The sequence below is a fragment of the Rhizobium subbaraonis genome, from assembly GCF_900220975.1.
GTDB classification, from domain to species: domain Bacteria; phylum Pseudomonadota; class Alphaproteobacteria; order Rhizobiales; family Rhizobiaceae; genus Mycoplana; species Mycoplana subbaraonis.
Genome location: NZ_OBQD01000004.1, coordinates 45,001 through 60,062 on the forward strand (window position 1 = coordinate 45,001; position 15,062 = coordinate 60,062).

15 protein-coding genes are annotated in these 15,062 nt (G+C 62.5%); 1 reads left to right on the forward strand and 14 read right to left on the reverse strand.

Features of this window, described 5'->3' with window-relative positions; translation table 11 throughout:
• Positions 1 to 9: 9 nt before the first annotated feature.
• The 13 genes from trpA to CRO48_RS06815 all read right to left on the reverse strand — a co-directional run bounded on the left by trpA (position 10) and on the right by CRO48_RS06815 (position 13,061).
• Positions 10 to 849 (reverse strand): tryptophan synthase subunit alpha, encoded by an 840-nt coding sequence (gene trpA, locus CRO48_RS06755; RefSeq protein ID WP_097137589.1) that lies wholly within the window; start codon positions 847 to 849, stop codon positions 10 to 12.
• Position 850: 1 nt separating this feature from the next.
• Positions 851 to 2,071 (reverse strand): tryptophan synthase subunit beta, encoded by a 1,221-nt coding sequence (gene trpB / locus CRO48_RS06760; RefSeq protein WP_097137591.1) that lies wholly within the window; start codon positions 2,069 to 2,071, stop codon positions 851 to 853.
• Positions 2,068 to 2,760, reverse strand: coding sequence for a phosphoribosylanthranilate isomerase (locus tag CRO48_RS06765; RefSeq protein WP_097137593.1), 693 nt, complete (start codon positions 2,758 to 2,760; stop codon positions 2,068 to 2,070). The genes trpB and CRO48_RS06765 overlap by 4 nt, the downstream gene beginning before the upstream one ends.
• 64 nt (positions 2,761 to 2,824) lie before the next feature.
• Entirely contained in the window at positions 2,825 to 3,586 is a 762-nt protein-coding gene (locus CRO48_RS06770) for a M48 family metallopeptidase (protein ID WP_097137595.1), read from the reverse strand.
• 92 nt (positions 3,587 to 3,678) lie between these two features.
• Positions 3,679 to 4,116, reverse strand: coding sequence for a DUF2852 domain-containing protein (locus tag CRO48_RS06775; protein ID WP_097137597.1), 438 nt, complete (start codon positions 4,114 to 4,116; stop codon positions 3,679 to 3,681).
• Positions 4,117 to 4,257: 141 nt separating this feature from the next.
• Positions 4,258 to 5,538: a polyhydroxyalkanoate depolymerase gene (locus CRO48_RS06780; RefSeq protein WP_097137599.1), complete on the reverse strand. Its 1,281-nt coding sequence runs from the start codon at positions 5,536 to 5,538 to the stop codon at positions 4,258 to 4,260.
• A 178-nt stretch (positions 5,539 to 5,716) separates the two neighbouring features.
• Complete coding sequence (locus CRO48_RS06785) at positions 5,717 to 6,448, reverse strand: SDR family oxidoreductase (RefSeq protein WP_097137601.1); 732 nt, start codon at positions 6,446 to 6,448, stop codon at positions 5,717 to 5,719.
• A 47-nt stretch (positions 6,449 to 6,495) separates the two neighbouring features.
• Positions 6,496 to 7,512 (reverse strand): zinc-binding alcohol dehydrogenase family protein, encoded by a 1,017-nt coding sequence (locus tag CRO48_RS06790; RefSeq protein WP_097137603.1) that lies wholly within the window; start codon positions 7,510 to 7,512, stop codon positions 6,496 to 6,498.
• A 65-nt stretch (positions 7,513 to 7,577) separates the two neighbouring features.
• Positions 7,578 to 8,552 carry an ABC transporter permease gene (locus CRO48_RS06795; RefSeq protein ID WP_097137604.1) on the reverse strand — a complete coding sequence of 325 codons (975 nt, stop codon included), beginning with the start codon at positions 8,550 to 8,552 and terminating at the stop codon, positions 7,578 to 7,580.
• A gap of 30 nt (positions 8,553 to 8,582) precedes the next feature.
• Positions 8,583 to 10,133 carry a sugar ABC transporter ATP-binding protein gene (locus CRO48_RS06800; RefSeq protein WP_097137606.1) on the reverse strand — a complete coding sequence of 517 codons (1,551 nt, stop codon included), beginning with the start codon at positions 10,131 to 10,133 and terminating at the stop codon, positions 8,583 to 8,585.
• A gap of 123 nt (positions 10,134 to 10,256) precedes the next feature.
• Positions 10,257 to 11,246, reverse strand: coding sequence for an ABC transporter substrate-binding protein (locus CRO48_RS06805; RefSeq protein WP_097137608.1), 990 nt, complete (start codon positions 11,244 to 11,246; stop codon positions 10,257 to 10,259).
• A 313-nt stretch (positions 11,247 to 11,559) separates the two neighbouring features.
• Positions 11,560 to 12,006 carry an RbsD/FucU family protein gene (locus CRO48_RS06810; protein WP_097137610.1) on the reverse strand — a complete coding sequence of 149 codons (447 nt, stop codon included), beginning with the start codon at positions 12,004 to 12,006 and terminating at the stop codon, positions 11,560 to 11,562.
• 32 nt (positions 12,007 to 12,038) lie between these two features.
• On the reverse strand, positions 12,039 to 13,061 hold the full coding sequence (locus CRO48_RS06815) for an aldo/keto reductase (protein ID WP_097137612.1): 1,023 nt from the start codon (positions 13,059 to 13,061) through the stop codon (positions 12,039 to 12,041).
• A 238-nt stretch (positions 13,062 to 13,299) separates the two neighbouring features.
• On the opposite strand from CRO48_RS06815, the gene CRO48_RS06820 reads away from it, so the two are divergent.
• Complete coding sequence (locus tag CRO48_RS06820; protein ID WP_097137615.1) at positions 13,300 to 14,178, forward strand: GntR family transcriptional regulator; 879 nt, start codon at positions 13,300 to 13,302, stop codon at positions 14,176 to 14,178.
• 41 nt (positions 14,179 to 14,219) lie between these two features.
• Here the strand turns inward: CRO48_RS06820 and CRO48_RS06825 are convergent, their stop codons facing one another.
• Positions 14,220 to 15,023, reverse strand: coding sequence for an aldolase/citrate lyase family protein (locus tag CRO48_RS06825; RefSeq protein WP_097137617.1), 804 nt, complete (start codon positions 15,021 to 15,023; stop codon positions 14,220 to 14,222).
• Positions 15,024 to 15,062: the final 39 nt, after the last annotated feature.

Genomic DNA, 15,062 nt, shown 5'->3' on the forward strand with positions numbered 1-15,062 from the left:
TGTGGGGATTTACTCCGCCGCCGCAAGCTTGGCGCTGCGCACGCCCGATGCCAGGCTGCGCACCAGCGCCTCGACGCCGGCGACGGTCGCTTCCGTGACGGTCCCATTGGCCGTCAGGCTGGAAGCGATCTGATTGACGATGGCGCTGCCGACGACGACGCCGTCAGCGGATGCGCCGATGGCGCGCGCGTGTTCTGCAGTCTTGACGCCGAACCCGACGCAAACAGGGAGCGTCGTGTGCTCCTTGATCCGCAGGACGGCCGCTCCGATCAGCGAAGGATCCGGCAAGGCCGAACCGGTGATGCCGTTCATCGACACGTAATAGACGAAACCGGAAGTATTCTCCAGCACGCGCGGTAGGCGCTTGGCATCCGTCGTCGGCGTTGCCAGACGAATGAAGTTGATGCCCCGCGCGACTGCGGGAACACACAGCTCGTCGTCCATCTCCGGCGGCAGATCAACGACGATCAATCCGTCGATGCCGGCTTCCAGCGCGTCGTTCAGGAAGCGCTCCACGCCGTAGATATAGATCGGGTTGTAGTACCCCATCAGAACGATCGGAGTGTCGGCATCCTCGAGGCGGAAGTCACGTGCCATCTGGAGCGTCTTCGCAAGGGTCTGGCCGGCGCGCAGCGCACGCTGGCCGGCGAGCTGGATCGCCGGACCGTCCGCCATCGGATCCGAAAAAGGCATTCCGAGTTCGATCACATCGGACCCCGCCTTCGGCAAAGCCTTCATGATGGCGAGCGAGGAGGCGTAGTCCGGGTCGCCGCCCATGAAATAGGTCACGAGTGCCGGGCGGCCTTCGGCGGCGAGATCGGCAAAACGCCTGTCCATACGCGCGGTCATCTTAGAGCTCCATGCCGAGAATTTTGCCGACGGTGAAGATGTCCTTGTCCCCGCGGCCGGAGAGGTTCATCAGGATGATTTCGTCCTTGCCCATCTTGGGCGCACGCTTGATCACCTCGGCGAGCGCGTGGGCCGGTTCCAGCGCCGGGATGATGCCCTCGATGCGGGTCAGAAGCTGGAAGGCTTCAAGCGCCTCGTGGTCCATGATCGGCACGTATTCCGCGCGACCGACATCGTTCAGCCAGGAGTGCTCGGGGCCGATGCCCGGATAGTCGAGGCCTGCGGAAATCGAGTGGCCTTCCTTGATCTGGCCGTCGCCGTCCTGCAGCAGGTAGGTGCGGTTGCCGTGCAGAACCCCGGGAGAACCGGCGGTGATCGAGGCGCAGTGCTCCTCGCCATCGAGGCCCTTGCCGCCGGCTTCGACGCCGACAATCCTTACGTCCTTGTCGTCCAGGAAGGGATGGAAAATACCGATCGCATTCGAGCCGCCGCCGACGGCAGCGATGACGACGTCGGGCAGCCTGCCTTCGGCCTCCAGGATCTGCTCGCGCGCTTCACGGCCGATCACGGCCTGAAAGTCGCGGACCATTTCCGGATAGGGATGCGGACCGGCAGCGGTGCCGATCAGGTAGTAGGTATCCTCGACATTGGTGACCCAGTCGCGCAATGCCTCGTTCATGGCGTCCTTGAGCGTGCCGTGACCGGCGGTCACCGGCTTCACCTCGGCACCAAGCAGCTTCATGCGAAAAACGTTCGGCGCCTGACGCTCGACGTCCGTCGCGCCCATATAGACCACGCAGGGCAGGCCAAAGCGGGCGGCGACGGTGGCGGACGCCACGCCATGCTGGCCGGCACCAGTCTCGGCGATGATGCGCGTCTTGCCCATGCGCTTGGCGAGCAGGATCTGCCCGATGCAGTTGTTGATCTTGTGGGACCCGGTATGGTTCAGCTCTTCGCGCTTGAAATAGATCTTCGCGCCGCCGAGGTGCTCGGTCAGGCGTTCGGCGAAATAGAGCGGAGAGGGGCGGCCGATATAGTGGGCGCCGAGGGAAGCCAGCTCCTTCTGAAACTCCGGGTCGTCCTTCGCTTCGTCCCACTTCTCCTGCAGCTCCAGGATCAGGGGCATCAGCGTCTCGGCGACGAAACGGCCGCCATAGATGCCGAAACGGCCGTCCTCGTCGGGACCGCCGCGAAACGAATTCAAATTGGGTGACTGGTTCACATCCTGCTCCCTGCGGCCGCGGCGCGACCCGTTGCCTGCCGCACTGCCTCGAAAAATTCTTCCATCCTGCCGATGTCCTTGACACCCGGCGCGCGCTCTACGCCGGATGAAACATCGATGCCGGGGGCGTGCGTCACCGCAACCGCCTCTCCGATATTGTCCTTGTTCAATCCACCGGAAAGCATGTAATCGACGCTGCCGTCAAGCGCATCCATCAGCGTCCAGTCAAAGGAAACGCCGTTGCCGCCGGGCAGATCGGAGCCTGCAGGAGGCTTGGCGTCGAAGAGAAAGCGATCGGCTATGCCGACATAGGCATCGACCTTCTTCAGATCCGCCGCCTCACGCACCGAGAACGCCTTCATGACCGGCAAACCATACACCGCCTTGACCGTCAGGACGCGTTCGGGGCTTTCGCTGCCATGCAGTTGTAGGATGTCCGGATTGAGCAGGGAGACGATCTCGTCCAGTTGATCGTTGTCGGCATCCACCGTCACGGCCACGATCCTGGCACGGCCGCGCACGAGGTCGGCCAGTTCGGCTGCGTCCGCCGGCTCTATGTTGCGGGGGCTTTTCGGAAAGAAGATGAAACCGACATGGCTGGCGCCGAGATCGACGGCCCGCTGTACCGCTTCGGGCGTCTTCAGGCCGCAAATCTTGATGTCGAAATTCTTGCTGACGTCGCTGTTCATGAGCAATGGACCTCGCATGAAACGGCCGAAGAGTCGAGGGCAAACGCGCCCATGGACCGGCCTGTCAATCGAAGTCGAGCGCGTGAAGCATCGTACCGTTGCGCTTCAACCAGCGCTTTGCTTCTTCCACGCGCGGACACAACTGCGCGCAAAGTGCCCAGAACTCTGGGCCGTGGTTCATTTCGCGCAGGTGCGCCACCTCGTGCGCGGCCAGATAGTCTAGCACAAAGGGGGGTGCCATGACGATGCGCCAGGAAAAACTCAACGCCCCGTCCGCCGAGCAGGAGCCCCAGCGGCTGCGGGTGTCGCGCAAGGTCAGCGACCGCACCTTGCGGCCGACTTTCGGCGCGTGCACCCCTACCCGCTCCTGCAGGTCCCCGCGCGCTTCCTTCTTGAGAAAATCGGCGATACGGCGCGGAACATGCTCGCTCTGGCCGCTGACCCGCAGCACCGGTTCGCCATCGATCACCATCGTTTCCGTCAGGCCACGCAACATGCCGGTCTCCTCGATGCGATGGGCGACCCCGCGAACGAAGATGTGATGGCCATCGGAGAGGGAGCTTCGGGCAGAAAAGCGGGCAAGCTTTGTCATCAGCCACGCATGGTGCCGGTCGAGGAAGTCGCGGATATCCCGTTCCGGGAGGCCAGTCGGCACGGTCATTCTCAGAGCCCGGCCGCCGGGCTCGATGCGCAGGGTCAAACGCGTCGCCTGCGCGTTGCGGCGGATCGTAAGCGGCAAGGTCCTGCCGTTCACCTCGACCTGTCGGGTCTCCGGCGGAGGCGGCGTCCTCAGTGCGCGGCGAGGCTTCAGGATCGAAGAGAACATTGAACCCTTAATAACCGATTCGCAGGGTGTTTGAACCGAACAAAACCGGCGCCACTGGGGCGCCGGCTTGTTTTGGCAGGATTTCGGCCGCTTCAGGCTCTCGATACGTCCGGCACGTTTCCGCCATTGCCGGACCGGCGCTCGCGCATGAAGCGTTCGAACTCTTCCCTGTCCTTCGCCATCCGCAGCTCGCGCATGTAGGCGTCGAAATCCTCGCGCATCTCGTCGAGCTTGCGGCGCTCTTCCTCGATGCGGTTCAATTCAGCTTCACGCCATTCGTCGAAGGCGACGTTGCCGGACCCGTAACCGGGACCACCAAAACCGCGGAAGCTCCTGCCACGTCCGCGGCAAGCTGCGAAGAAGCCGTCGGCTGCGCCGTTGGCGTCCTTCTTGAAGTTCCTCAGCCGCTCACCGAAGATGATATAGGCAAGCATGGCCAGGCCGAGGGGCCAGAAGACCATAAAACCAAGCACCATCAGTGCGACCGTCGCAGGCGTCCAATCCGGACGCAGCAATGCAGACTGGTTCATGTGCAATCTTCCTCACATTCGCCGGACCGCCACCGTGGCGACCGGTATTTTCGATGTGGTAAGAGCATGAACACGCTTCAAGACGTCGTCCGCCGGAATCGGACAAACGCCTGAAACCCCCACGAAAAATCGAATGCGGGACTATTTTCCGGCGGACTTGCCGCCCTTGATCACCCTCGGAGCGGCATTTTTCGCACGTCCGTTCGCCTCGATGAAGGACAGAATCCGCGGCGCGATCTCGCGACGGAAGCGCGAGCCGTTGAAGACGCCGTAGTGGCCGACGTCCGGCTGCATGTAATGCATACGCTTGGCGTCGGGGATGTTCGTGCAGATCGTCTGCGCCGCCTTGGTCTGGCCGAGGCCGGAGATGTCGTCATTCTCGCCTTCGACCGTAAGGAGCGCCACATTGCGGATGGCGGTCGTATCGACGCGACGATTGCGATGCATCATCTCGCCCTTCGGCAACGCGTGGCGCATGAAGACCGTTTCGACGGTCTGCAGGTAGAACTCCGCCGTCATATCCATGACCGCCAGATATTCGTCATAGAAGTCGCGATGCTTCTCGGCCGCATCGCCGTCGTTCTTGACCAGGTGCTCGAAGAACTCGCGATGCGCGATCAGGTGACGGTCGAGGTTCATCGACATGAAGCCGGACAGTTGCAGGAATCCGGGGTAGACCATCCGCATGAAGCCGGGCTGGGGCCACGGTACCGGCATGATCACGTTGTCGCGGAACCAGTCGATCGGCCGCTCTTCGGCAAGCCGGTTGACCGCCGTCGGGTTGACGCGGGTATCGATCGGCCCCCCCATCAGGGTCATCGAGGAGGGGGCGAACGCGTCACCGTCCTCCTCCATCACGGCGACCGCCGCAAGTACCGGCACCGACGGCTGGCAGACCGCGATCACATGGGTGTCCGGCCCCAGCGCGTGCAGCATCTCGATGACGTAGTCGATGAAGTCGTCGAGATCGAAGGAACCGTCCGACAGCGGCACCATCCGCGCGTCGATCCAGTCGGTGATGTAGATCTCGGCGTTCGGCAGCAGGGTTTCCACGGTGCCGCGAAGCAGCGTCGCATAGTGGCCGGACATCGGCGCGACCATGAGGATCTTCGGATCCTTGCGGTGGCCCGCCGGCAAACAACGCTCGAAATGGACGAGATTGCAGAAGGGTCGCTGCCAGACGACCTTCTCATGCACCGAGACGGCCTGGCCATCGACCATCGTTTCACTCAGCCCGAAGGCCGGTTTGCCATATCGGCGCGTGGCGCGCTCCATCACTTCCAGGCCGGCCGCCATCGTGCGCCCGAAAAAAGTGTGGGACCACGGGTTGAACGGGTTGCTGTAGGCAAGCCGCATCTGGTCGGCGACGGCACGCCACGGCGCCATCATCGCATGGTTCAACTCGTAAAGCTGGTAGTACATGGAAGTGATTACCCCGTCGTGAACTCGTTGAAGCCGTTCCCTTCGGGCGCATCGCGCTCGGACGAAATCCTGCCTTCTGCATTTCCTAACAGGCTATCACTTTTTCGTTGCGGCGCAACAGAGCGTACCCCCGCCTTCGCATCGCAACCACCCATTTCCACGCGGAACTGTCGCAATTCTATCCCGTCCAGCCGCCATCGATCACATAAGCCTGGCCGGTCGTATAGGTGGCGCCGGCGAGATGAACGGCGAGCGCCGCAATCTCCTCGGGCGTGCCGAGACGCCCCATGGGCTGCCTTGCGATGAAGGCGGCGCGTGCTGCATCGTAATCCCCGCCGGCTCGCATGCGTTCCTGCAGGGACGGGCTTTCGACGGTGCCGGGGCAGATGGCGTTGCAACGGATACCTTGGGCGACATAATCGGCCGCAATCGACTTCGTCAGGCCGATGACCGCGGCCTTCGTGACCGTGTAGGCAAATCGGTTCGGCACGCCCTTCACACTGCTTGCCACCGACGCCATGTTGACGATCGCACCACCGCCGCGGGCAAGCATGCCGGGCAGGACCGCGCGCGCCGTTCGCACCATGGAGCGAACGTTCAGGTCCCAGGCGAAATCAAGCTCCTCGTCCTTGACGTCGAGAACGGTGCCGGCATGGACGACGCCGGCACAGTTGAAGAGGATATCGACAGGGCCGACCGCAGCGATGACGTCGCGGACAGACTGATCGGAGCGGACATCAAGCACGTGGGTCGCGATGCCTTCGGAGGCCAGCGTCTCCAATGCCTCGGCATTGATGTCGGTCGCAATGACGCTAGCGCCGGCAGCCTTGTAGGCAAGCGCAGAGGCCCGCCCGATTCCCTGGCCAGCCGCCGTAACCAGCGCCGTCTTTCCTCCGAGGTCTCCACTCATCGTCTCGTCCTTGCGTTTCGCGTATCAGAATTCAATCGGATGCGCCCTCACCCGCCGATCTCGACCACCGCCTTGATCAGACCCTCTTTATGATGCGCCCAATGCGCCAGGTCCACCGGCAGTGCGTCCAGAGTCGTTCGATGCGTGATCAGCGTCTCCACCGGTATTTTGCCGGATTCGATGCAGGAAACAACATGCCTAAAATCTTCTTCCGTCGCGTTGCGACTGCCGACGAGGGTCATTTCACGCTTATGGAACTCGGGATCGGAAAAGCGGATCTCGTCCTTGACGACGCTGACGAGTACGAGCGTGCCCCCATGCGCGACATAGCCGAACGCCGCTTCCATCGAACTGGAGTAGCCGGTTGCGTCGAAGACGACATCGAAGCCATCGCCGTCGGTCAGGGACGCGAGCGCGGCAGCAACATCGTCGCCGGCCTTGACGGTCCGTTCGAAACCAAATCGTGTGCGGGCCATCTCCAGACGTTCCGCCGAAGCATCGAGCAATGTCACCTCGTGGCCGGCGATGCTGGAAAACAGCGCAGTCCCGAGACCGATCGGTCCGGCACCGATCACAAGCGAACGCGCGCCCTCGAACATGCGGGCGCGGCGCACGGCATGGGCACCGATGGCGAGAAACTCGACGGTCGCGGCAGCTTCGAGCGTCAGCTTTCCCGCCGGATAGAGATTTTTCGCCGGCAGCACGATTTCTTCGCAGAGCGCGCCGTCGGTGTGCACGCCGAGAACCTTGATGGCCGTGCAGCAGTTCGGTTTTGCCTGGCGGCAGGCGACGCAGGAGCCGCAGGACAGGTACGGATTGACGATGACCTTTTCGCCCGCCTGCAATCCGGTGCCCGGGGCCTCGACGACCGTGGCGCTGACCTCATGTCCCATCACGCGGGGGTATTCGAGAAACGGATGCTTGCCCTCGAAGATATGATAGTCGGTGCCGCAGATGCCGACATGGCCGACCGCAACGCGTGCCCATCCCGGCGGAACGGCCGAGGGGGTCGGTCTTTCGACCAGTTCGAGCCGCCCGGGCTCCTGGCAGACGATGGCGCGCATTTGCAAGCTCCTCGGCCTGAGCCGGCCGACACGCCGTCGGCCGGTTTGCAATGACTGTCCAAATGCTAGCGGCTGCCGCGACGACGGAGCTGGTCGAAATAAACGATCACGATGATCAGTAGGCCGGTGATGATGCGCTGCCAGAAGGAGTTGACGTTGAGCAGGTTGGCACCGTTGTTGATCGTCGCCAGAATGAAGGCCCCGATCAGCGGGCCGTGCACGGAGCCGACGGCGCCGAACAGGCTCGTTCCGCCGATGACCGACGATGCGATCGCCTGCAGCTCCCAGCCCTCGGCCTGGGTGGCGTTGCCGATGCCGATGCGGGACGCCAGCAGGATGCCGACGAAGGCAGCGCACGAGGCGGACAGGATATAGGCCATATAGATCGTGCGGTTAACATTCACGCCGGAAAGGCGCGCGGCCTCGCTGTTCGACCCCACGGCGAAGAGATAGCGGCCCCACCGGCTGAGATGCAGGAAGACATAGGCTGGCACGGCAATGAGGATGACCATCCAGAAGAGGCTCGGAATGCCGAGGAAATCCGCGCGGGCGAAATTGGTGAACGCCTCGTTGGTGATCGAGATCGTCGAGCCGTTGGTGATCAGCAGCCCGACGCCACGCAGCGATGTCAGCGTGGCCAGAGTGATGATGAAGGGCGGCAGCCCCATGCGGACGATGCCGAAGCCATGGAAGGCGCCGATGGCGACGCCCACCAGCAGCGTGGCGACAATCGCGACCCACAGCGGAAAGCCCGCCTGTAGCAGCCAGGCCATGACAACGGTGGAAAAGCCGACGATCGCGCCGACCGACAGATCGATGCCGGCAGTGATGATGACGAAGGTCTGGCCGACGGCGAGGATCGCCGTCATGGCGCCCTGGCGCAGCAGATTGGAAATATTCAGCGGCGTCCAGAAGCTTGCGGTGCCGATGCCGAGCGCGATCCAGAGAGCGAACAGCAGACCGATCAGCGTCAGGCTGAAGAGAACGTTCATGCCGCGCCTAGGGGCAACGGCAGCGCTTTCCGTTGAAGTGATGGCCATTTCTGCTACTCCCTCCTCAATTCTTCTGTCTCAGACGCCGATCGCTTGGGCGAGCACATCCTCATGGCTCGCCGCATGGAAATCATGGCTGCCGACGAGGCGGCCGCCACGGAACACGTGCAACCGGTCGGCAAGCTCGTAGACCTCCGGCAGGTAGGACGAGATCAGGATGATACCGGCCCCCTCCCGCAACAGCTTGGCAAACAGGCGATAGATTTCCGCCTTGGTGCCCACGTCGACACCGACCGTGGGTTCATCGAAAATGAAAAGCCTGGCACCGTGACTCAGCCACTTGCCGATGACGATCTTCTGCTGATTGCCGCCCGACATGGACGATGCCAGGACTCGCCGGCTGGGAGTCTTGATGCTGAGATCGCGGATCTGGCGGTCGGCGTTGGCCGCCTCGTCACTCCGCGAGAGGACGGGACCCCGGCTCAGGCGGTTGAAAACGGGGAGGTTGATGTTCAGGCCGATCGGCAGGTTGAGGCAAAGTCCCTGATCTCGGCGGCTTTCCGGCGCGAGTGCGATGCCGAGATCCATTGCGGTGCGCTCGTTGCGGATCTGGACCTTCTTGCCCATCCAGTAGACTTCGCCCGCCGAAACGGGCTGACGACCATAGACGCCGAGCGCAAACTCGCTCCGCCCCGCGCCGATCAGCCCATAGAGGCCGACGATCTCTCCGGCGCGCACCGTCAGCGAAATATCCTCGAAGCCCGGGCCGGACAGGCCGCGCGTTTCCAGAATAGGCTGCCCGATCGGAATCTCCTCCTTGTGGTAGATCTGCTCGATCGAGCGATTGATCATAAGGGCAATCAGTTCGGTCTCGTTCGTCTCGCCGATGTTGCGCGTGCCGACATGTGTTCCGTCCCGCAGGACCGACACCCGATCGGCAAGCTCGAACACTTCCTCCATCCGGTGGCTGATGTAGACGATCGTCACGCCCTCGCCCTGGAGCCGGCGGATCAGCTTGAACAGCTGCGCCGATTCCTGTCGCGTGAGATAGGCCGTCGGCTCATCGAAGATCAGAAACTGCGTACCGCGCATGGCGGCGCGCGCGGTGGCGACCAGCTGCTGCTGCCCGATCGTCAGCGCGCCGAGCGGCGCCCCGGCGGGCAGCCCGAAGCCGAGGTCGTCCAGCACCGACTGCGCCATCTTTTCCATCTGCTTCTTGCGCATCAAGCCGTACTGGTTGACCTCGTCACCCAAGAACAAATTGGCGGCCACCGTCAGATGCGGGCAGAGAACCACTTCCTGGTGAACGGCGTTGATGCCGCGGGCAATCGCCTCGTTGGGGGTCGCAAGTTCAACGGGATGGCCGCACCAGAGCACTTCCCCGGCGGTGCGGGGGATGACGCCGGTGAGAAGCTTGATCAGCGTCGACTTGCCGGCACCGTTCTCGCCGACGATCGCATGGACCTCTCCGGCCAGAAACGTGATCGTCGCAGGCTTCAGCGCCTGCACGTAGCCGTAGTTCTTCTGCAAGCCCTTCAATTCGAGGATGGGAGCGCCCGTCGGCACACGGCTTCCTTCGGACAGCAACGCGTCGTCGTGACGGTGCGCGATCTCTTCCAGTCGACTCATGACGCACTCCTCCCTTTCATAGTCCGCTCCCTACGGAGACGGGCCGGCACCCACCGCTCCTCATCGATCGGTGCCCCCTTAAAAGAATGTCCCGCGCCGCGTTGCGGCGCGGGACATATGTTCTCAATTCACCTTCGGATTGATCAGCGCGTCGATCTTCGGCTCGGTCATGTTGGCCTTCGTCACGAGGTTCGCACCCGTATCAACGTTCTGCTCGACCTTTTCGCCCTTGGACACGGCCAGCGCGGTCTTCACGCCGTCATAGCCCATGCGATAGGGATCCTGCACGACAAGGCCGGCCAGGGCGCCGTCCTTCAGGAACGCCAGCGTCTTGTCGTCGCTGTCGAAGCCGATGACCTTGATCTTGTCGCCGAGCTTGTTTTCCGAGATCGCCTGACCGACGCCCTGCGCCATGATCAGGTTGGAAGCGAAGACGCCAACGAGATTCGGATTGGCGGTGATCAGGTCTGTCATGATGTTGAGACCGGTTGTCGCCTGACCGTCGGCATATTTGTCGGCGATGACCTTCAGGCCCGGATACTTCGTCTTGACCTGGTCGAGGAAGCCTTCGCGGCGCTGTTCCAGCGAACCGGCGCCGGGAAGGCTGGTGATAATGGCGACTTCGCCCTCTTCCTTGCCGGTGGCTTCCTTGATCGCAGCGGCAAGGCCGTCTGCGGCGATCCGTCCGCCCTGGACGTTGTCCGTCGTCAGGAACGAGGAGAAGGCCTTGGAATCAGCGCCGGAGTCGATGCCGATCACCGGAACCGACTTGGCCGCCTCATCGATCGGCTTGCCCAGTGCCTTGAACTCGGTCGGCGAGATCACAACAGCAGCCGGCTTGCCGGCCACGGCGTTTTCGAGAATGCTGATCTGACCGTTTACGTCGGATTCCGACTGCGCGCCAAGTTCGGGCACGTTCACTCCGAGATCCTTGCCGGCGGCCCTAGCACCGGCGAGCACGATCTGCCAATAGAACGAAGTCGTATCCTTGACGATAATCGGAATGGTGACGTCCTGCGCAAAGGACGCGGCAGGCGTCATCGTCGCAAAGACGGCCGCGCCGGCCAGCGCGGTAAACGCACGTCGCGACAGAAGCGATTTTGCAATGCTCATGAAGGTTCTCCTCTCTGGTGCGTTCTCCTCCTGGAAACCGAACCGCTGAACGCAGGCGGTAGGTTTTTATCTATAAAAAACATTTATACCAGCAAGCTAGCCGAGGTACTCGCGCCTAGCAAGGCGGCGGATCCGGCCGTCTCCCACGGCGGCCCGCCACGTTGTGCTCATTCTATTCGATCCCCCTCCGCTGCGCTCTCGCCTCCACGGAGCGCCGCCTTCGGGTCGTCTGCGGACAATTGAAACAATAGTTCCGCTTTAGTGTCAACATGGAATATACATTCCATTATTGAGACCCGGTCCCCAACCGCCCTCAGCCCTTGTAGACCTCGTGCGGGTGCAGCACGCCCTTCTTCAGGATGATGTTGCCGTAGAGCCGGAATTCCGTGGTGGCGACGATATAGGCGGCGTTGCGCGTCATTTCGTAGAAGGCGAAGCGCTCCACCGAGTGCACTGCGAAATCACCGGCCAGCCGATGGACGATGTTCTGGAACTCGACACAGACCGGCGGAACAGCGTCCGGGTCGCCGACAACCTGCATCCGCCATGCCGACTGCGGAACGAATGTGTCGAGCGGCATGTGCAGCAGCACTGCTTCTGTCATGGCAAGCGCATCGACGCCGTCTGCACGGATAACCTCAGGCCCCATCGAACTTGCGGGGAAATTCGCGTCAACGATCGCGATGTCGTCCCCATGCCCCATCGACTGCAGCGCGTACAGCAGATCCGGACCGAGAAGAGGATGAATGCCTTTCAACATGCGTATGCTCCAAAAGCTATGGGAATGCCCCGTTACTGACGAACCGCCTCCTTGCCGAGCGGCGGCGCGACCAGGCTATAGGCGTTCGACTGCATATATAGAGCATCGGGAATGGGGACATGTGTCAATTCTACATTCCGGCGCAGGCTAGAAGGCTTTGCGGTCCCGAGAAGGACAGACGCGACGACGGGATGCTTCAGTGGAAACTGCAAGGCGGCGGCGGCGAGCGGCACGCCATTGGTTGCAGCCAGTTCCTCCAGCGCCCGAACGCGGGAAAGCACGTCCTCACTGGCCTGCATGTAGTCGAAATGCGCACCCGCCACAGAACCGGTCGCCAGTATGCCCGAATTGAAGACGCCGCCGACCACGACGGCGGTATTGCGCGCAGCGCAGAGCGGCAGCATTTCGTCCACCGCCGACCTGTCCAGCAGCGTGTAGCGCCCGGCAAGCAGGATGCAGTCGATCGAAGCGCGCTTCAGAACCTCCAGGCATATCGGCACCTCATTGACGCCCAGTCCGTATGCCTTGATCGTCCCCGACGATTTCAGTTCCTCCAGCGCCTTCAGGCCCGAATCCATCAGGGCGCGAAAATGAAAGGCGTTCTGTTCCGCACCATGCGTATAGGAGCCGATATCGTGCACATAGAGAATGTCGATACGGTTCAGGCCGAGCCGGGCATAGCTCAGCTCCAGCGAGCGCATGATGCCGTCATAGCTGTAGTCGTAGTGGACGTCGAACGGCAGCGGATCGACGTATCCGTAATTGGTCGGAACCATGTCATCGGCTACGGGAAACATGATGCGGCCGACTTTGGTCGACAGCACCCATTCATCCTTGGGCTTGGTGCGAAGGAAATCGCCGGTGACCCGCTCGGCGAGTCCGAATCCATACCAGGGGGCGGTATCGAAGTAGCGCATTCCCCCATCCCAGGCCGCCTGCAGCGTCTCGATCGCGATGTCGCGGGGGCAAGGCCTGTAGAGACCGCCGAGCGCCGCAGTCCCGAAGCTGTATTCGGTCACGGCAAGACCGGTTTTGCCGATCGTCCTGGTCCGCATCGCATCCTCCCGTCTGCAGGCCGCCGCTCCTCAACGGCCGCATGCAAAGATTTATTCTGTCTTTTATCTACAATAGACAGATTGAGGTCAATGGTTATTATGGGGGCCGCGACAGGCCGGGAGAATCATCTCCAAGCCCAGGGCCGAAGGCAGCTGAAACGAGAGTTCACCCTGGCTGGCTAAAGCTTCCGCGACCGCTTAAAGGAGCGCAGCTCCACCATTTCGACCGGCGAGAACCATGGCCAAGCAGAATACCGTTTTCAAGGACGCCTTCAACCGCTGCCTCGGGCTTCTGGAAAACAGCGATTCGCTTGCGTCGGAGCCGGAACTCGGCAACCAGCTCGGCGTCAGCCGCACCACCGTTCGCGCGATCCTGACGCGGCTGGAGGAAATCGGGCTGATCGAATGGTCGAAGCGCCGCAAGGCGGTTCTGCGCAAGCCTTCGGCGGCGGACTATTTTCCGACCGAGGAGACGGATTCGCTCTCCGAGATCATCGAACGCAGCTTCATGCGGCGCATCCTTGCCGGCGGTGCCGAACCGGGAATGCAGATCAACGAACTGGAACTGGCGCGCGAGATCGGTACAGGCACAACGAGCGTGCGCGAGTTCCTGATCCGCTTCAGCCGTTTCGGCCTGATCGAGAAGCGTCCGAACAGTCACTGGGTGCTGAAGGGCTTTACGCCGGAGTTCGCACTGGAACTGACGGAGGTGCGCGAGATGTTCGAACTGCGGTCGGCTGCCGCCTTCGCCCATCTGCCGAACGACCATCCGGCCTGGGCCGAGCTGGACGCGATCGCCGCACTTCATCGCGAAATCCTGGCCGACGTGGACAACCGCTATCGCGAGTTTTCAGAGCTGGACGAGAAATTCCACCTTCTCGTCCACCAGGCCTCGCGAAACCGCTTCATCGTCGATTTCTACGATATCATCGCGATCGTGTTCCACTATCACTACCAGTGGAACAAGACGAACGCGCGTCAGCGCAATGCTCGCGCGATGGAGGAGCATCTCGCCTACATCGAGGCGCTACAGTCACGCGATCCGGCGAAAATCGAGGGCGCCTGCCGCCGGCATCTCAAATCGGCACGCGAAACGCTGCTGCAGTCGATCAACTGAGCCGGGCGCCGGGGTTACCCGGATTCGAGTGCGTGGTGCGCCTAATAGGCGCCGCCCTTCTGCTCACCTGAAACCGGCACTCCGAGGAAGGAGCGGCGCAAACCGTCGATCGCGCTGACCAGGCAGTTGACGTCGGTGCCGATCGCCATGAAGTCTGCTCCCATGGCGCGATATTCATGCGCCTGGTCCAGCGCCACCGTCATGATCCCGCGTGCCTTGCCGTGGCGATGGATCCGCACGAACGCGTCGCGGATCGCTTCCTGAACCGGCGCGGCCGAAGGCTGACCGAGGTAGCCCATGTCGGCTGCGAGATCGGATGGGCCGATGAAGAGGCCATCGACGCCTTCGACGGAAGCGATCTCATCGAGCGCGGCGAGGCCCGCCCTGCTTTCGATCTGAACGATCAGGCAGATCTCTTCATTTGCCGTCGTCAAATAGTCCGGCACGCGGTTGAAGTCGCTTGCCCTGCCGAGCCCGGCGCCGACGCCGCGAATCCCTGCCGGCGGATAACGAACCGCCCGCACGAGCGCCCTGGCCTGCTCGGCCGTTTCCACCATGGGAATCAGGAAGGTCTGCGCGCCGAGGTCCAGAAGCTGCTTCAGCAGCCAGGCCTCACCCATCGGCGGGCGGACGATCGCATGCGTGGACCGGCCCCGCAAGGCGCCGAGCTGCGCCCCGATCAGCGGCATGTCGCTCGGCCCGTGCTCGCCATCGATTAGCAGCCAGTCGTAACCGCTGCCGCCGGCGATCTCGGCCGCATAGGCGCTGCCGAGGGCGACCCAGAGTCCGAGCTGAAAATCACCCTTGCGCAGGGCGGCCTTGAATGGGTTCCTCGGCGCGGACATGGCTCGGACCTCCTTTGGGTCGGCTTGTGCAATCGCCCG

Excerpts from the sequence above, each read along its gene's own strand:
- CRO48_RS06795 (WP_097137604.1), bottom strand. The coding sequence starts at position 8,552 with ATGGCCATCACTTCAACGGAAAGCGCTGCCGTTGCCCCTAGGCGCGGC.
- CRO48_RS06780 (WP_097137599.1), bottom strand. The coding sequence starts at position 5,538 with ATGTACTACCAGCTTTACGAGTTGAACCATGCGATGATGGCGCCGTGG.
- CRO48_RS06815 (WP_097137612.1), bottom strand. The coding sequence starts at position 13,061 with ATGCGGACCAGGACGATCGGCAAAACCGGTCTTGCCGTGACCGAATAC.
- CRO48_RS06790 (WP_097137603.1), bottom strand. The coding sequence starts at position 7,512 with ATGCGCGCCATCGTCTGCCAGGAGCCCGGGCGGCTCGAACTGGTCGAA.
- CRO48_RS06800 (WP_097137606.1), bottom strand. The coding sequence starts at position 10,133 with ATGAGTCGACTGGAAGAGATCGCGCACCGTCACGACGACGCGTTGCTG.
- CRO48_RS06810 (WP_097137610.1), bottom strand. The coding sequence starts at position 12,006 with ATGTTGAAAGGCATTCATCCTCTTCTCGGTCCGGATCTGCTGTACGCG.
- CRO48_RS06825 (WP_097137617.1), bottom strand. The coding sequence starts at position 15,023 with ATGTCCGCGCCGAGGAACCCATTCAAGGCCGCCCTGCGCAAGGGTGAT.
- CRO48_RS06775 (WP_097137597.1), bottom strand. The coding sequence starts at position 4,116 with ATGAACCAGTCTGCATTGCTGCGTCCGGATTGGACGCCTGCGACGGTC.
- CRO48_RS06765 (WP_097137593.1), bottom strand. The coding sequence starts at position 2,760 with ATGAACAGCGACGTCAGCAAGAATTTCGACATCAAGATTTGCGGCCTG.
- CRO48_RS06820 (WP_097137615.1), top strand. The coding sequence starts at position 13,300 with ATGGCCAAGCAGAATACCGTTTTCAAGGACGCCTTCAACCGCTGCCTC.
- trpA (WP_097137589.1), bottom strand. The coding sequence starts at position 849 with ATGACCGCGCGTATGGACAGGCGTTTTGCCGATCTCGCCGCCGAAGGC.
- CRO48_RS06770 (WP_097137595.1), bottom strand. The coding sequence starts at position 3,586 with ATGTTCTCTTCGATCCTGAAGCCTCGCCGCGCACTGAGGACGCCGCCT.
- CRO48_RS06805 (WP_097137608.1), bottom strand. The coding sequence starts at position 11,246 with ATGAGCATTGCAAAATCGCTTCTGTCGCGACGTGCGTTTACCGCGCTG.
- CRO48_RS06785 (WP_097137601.1), bottom strand. The coding sequence starts at position 6,448 with ATGAGTGGAGACCTCGGAGGAAAGACGGCGCTGGTTACGGCGGCTGGC.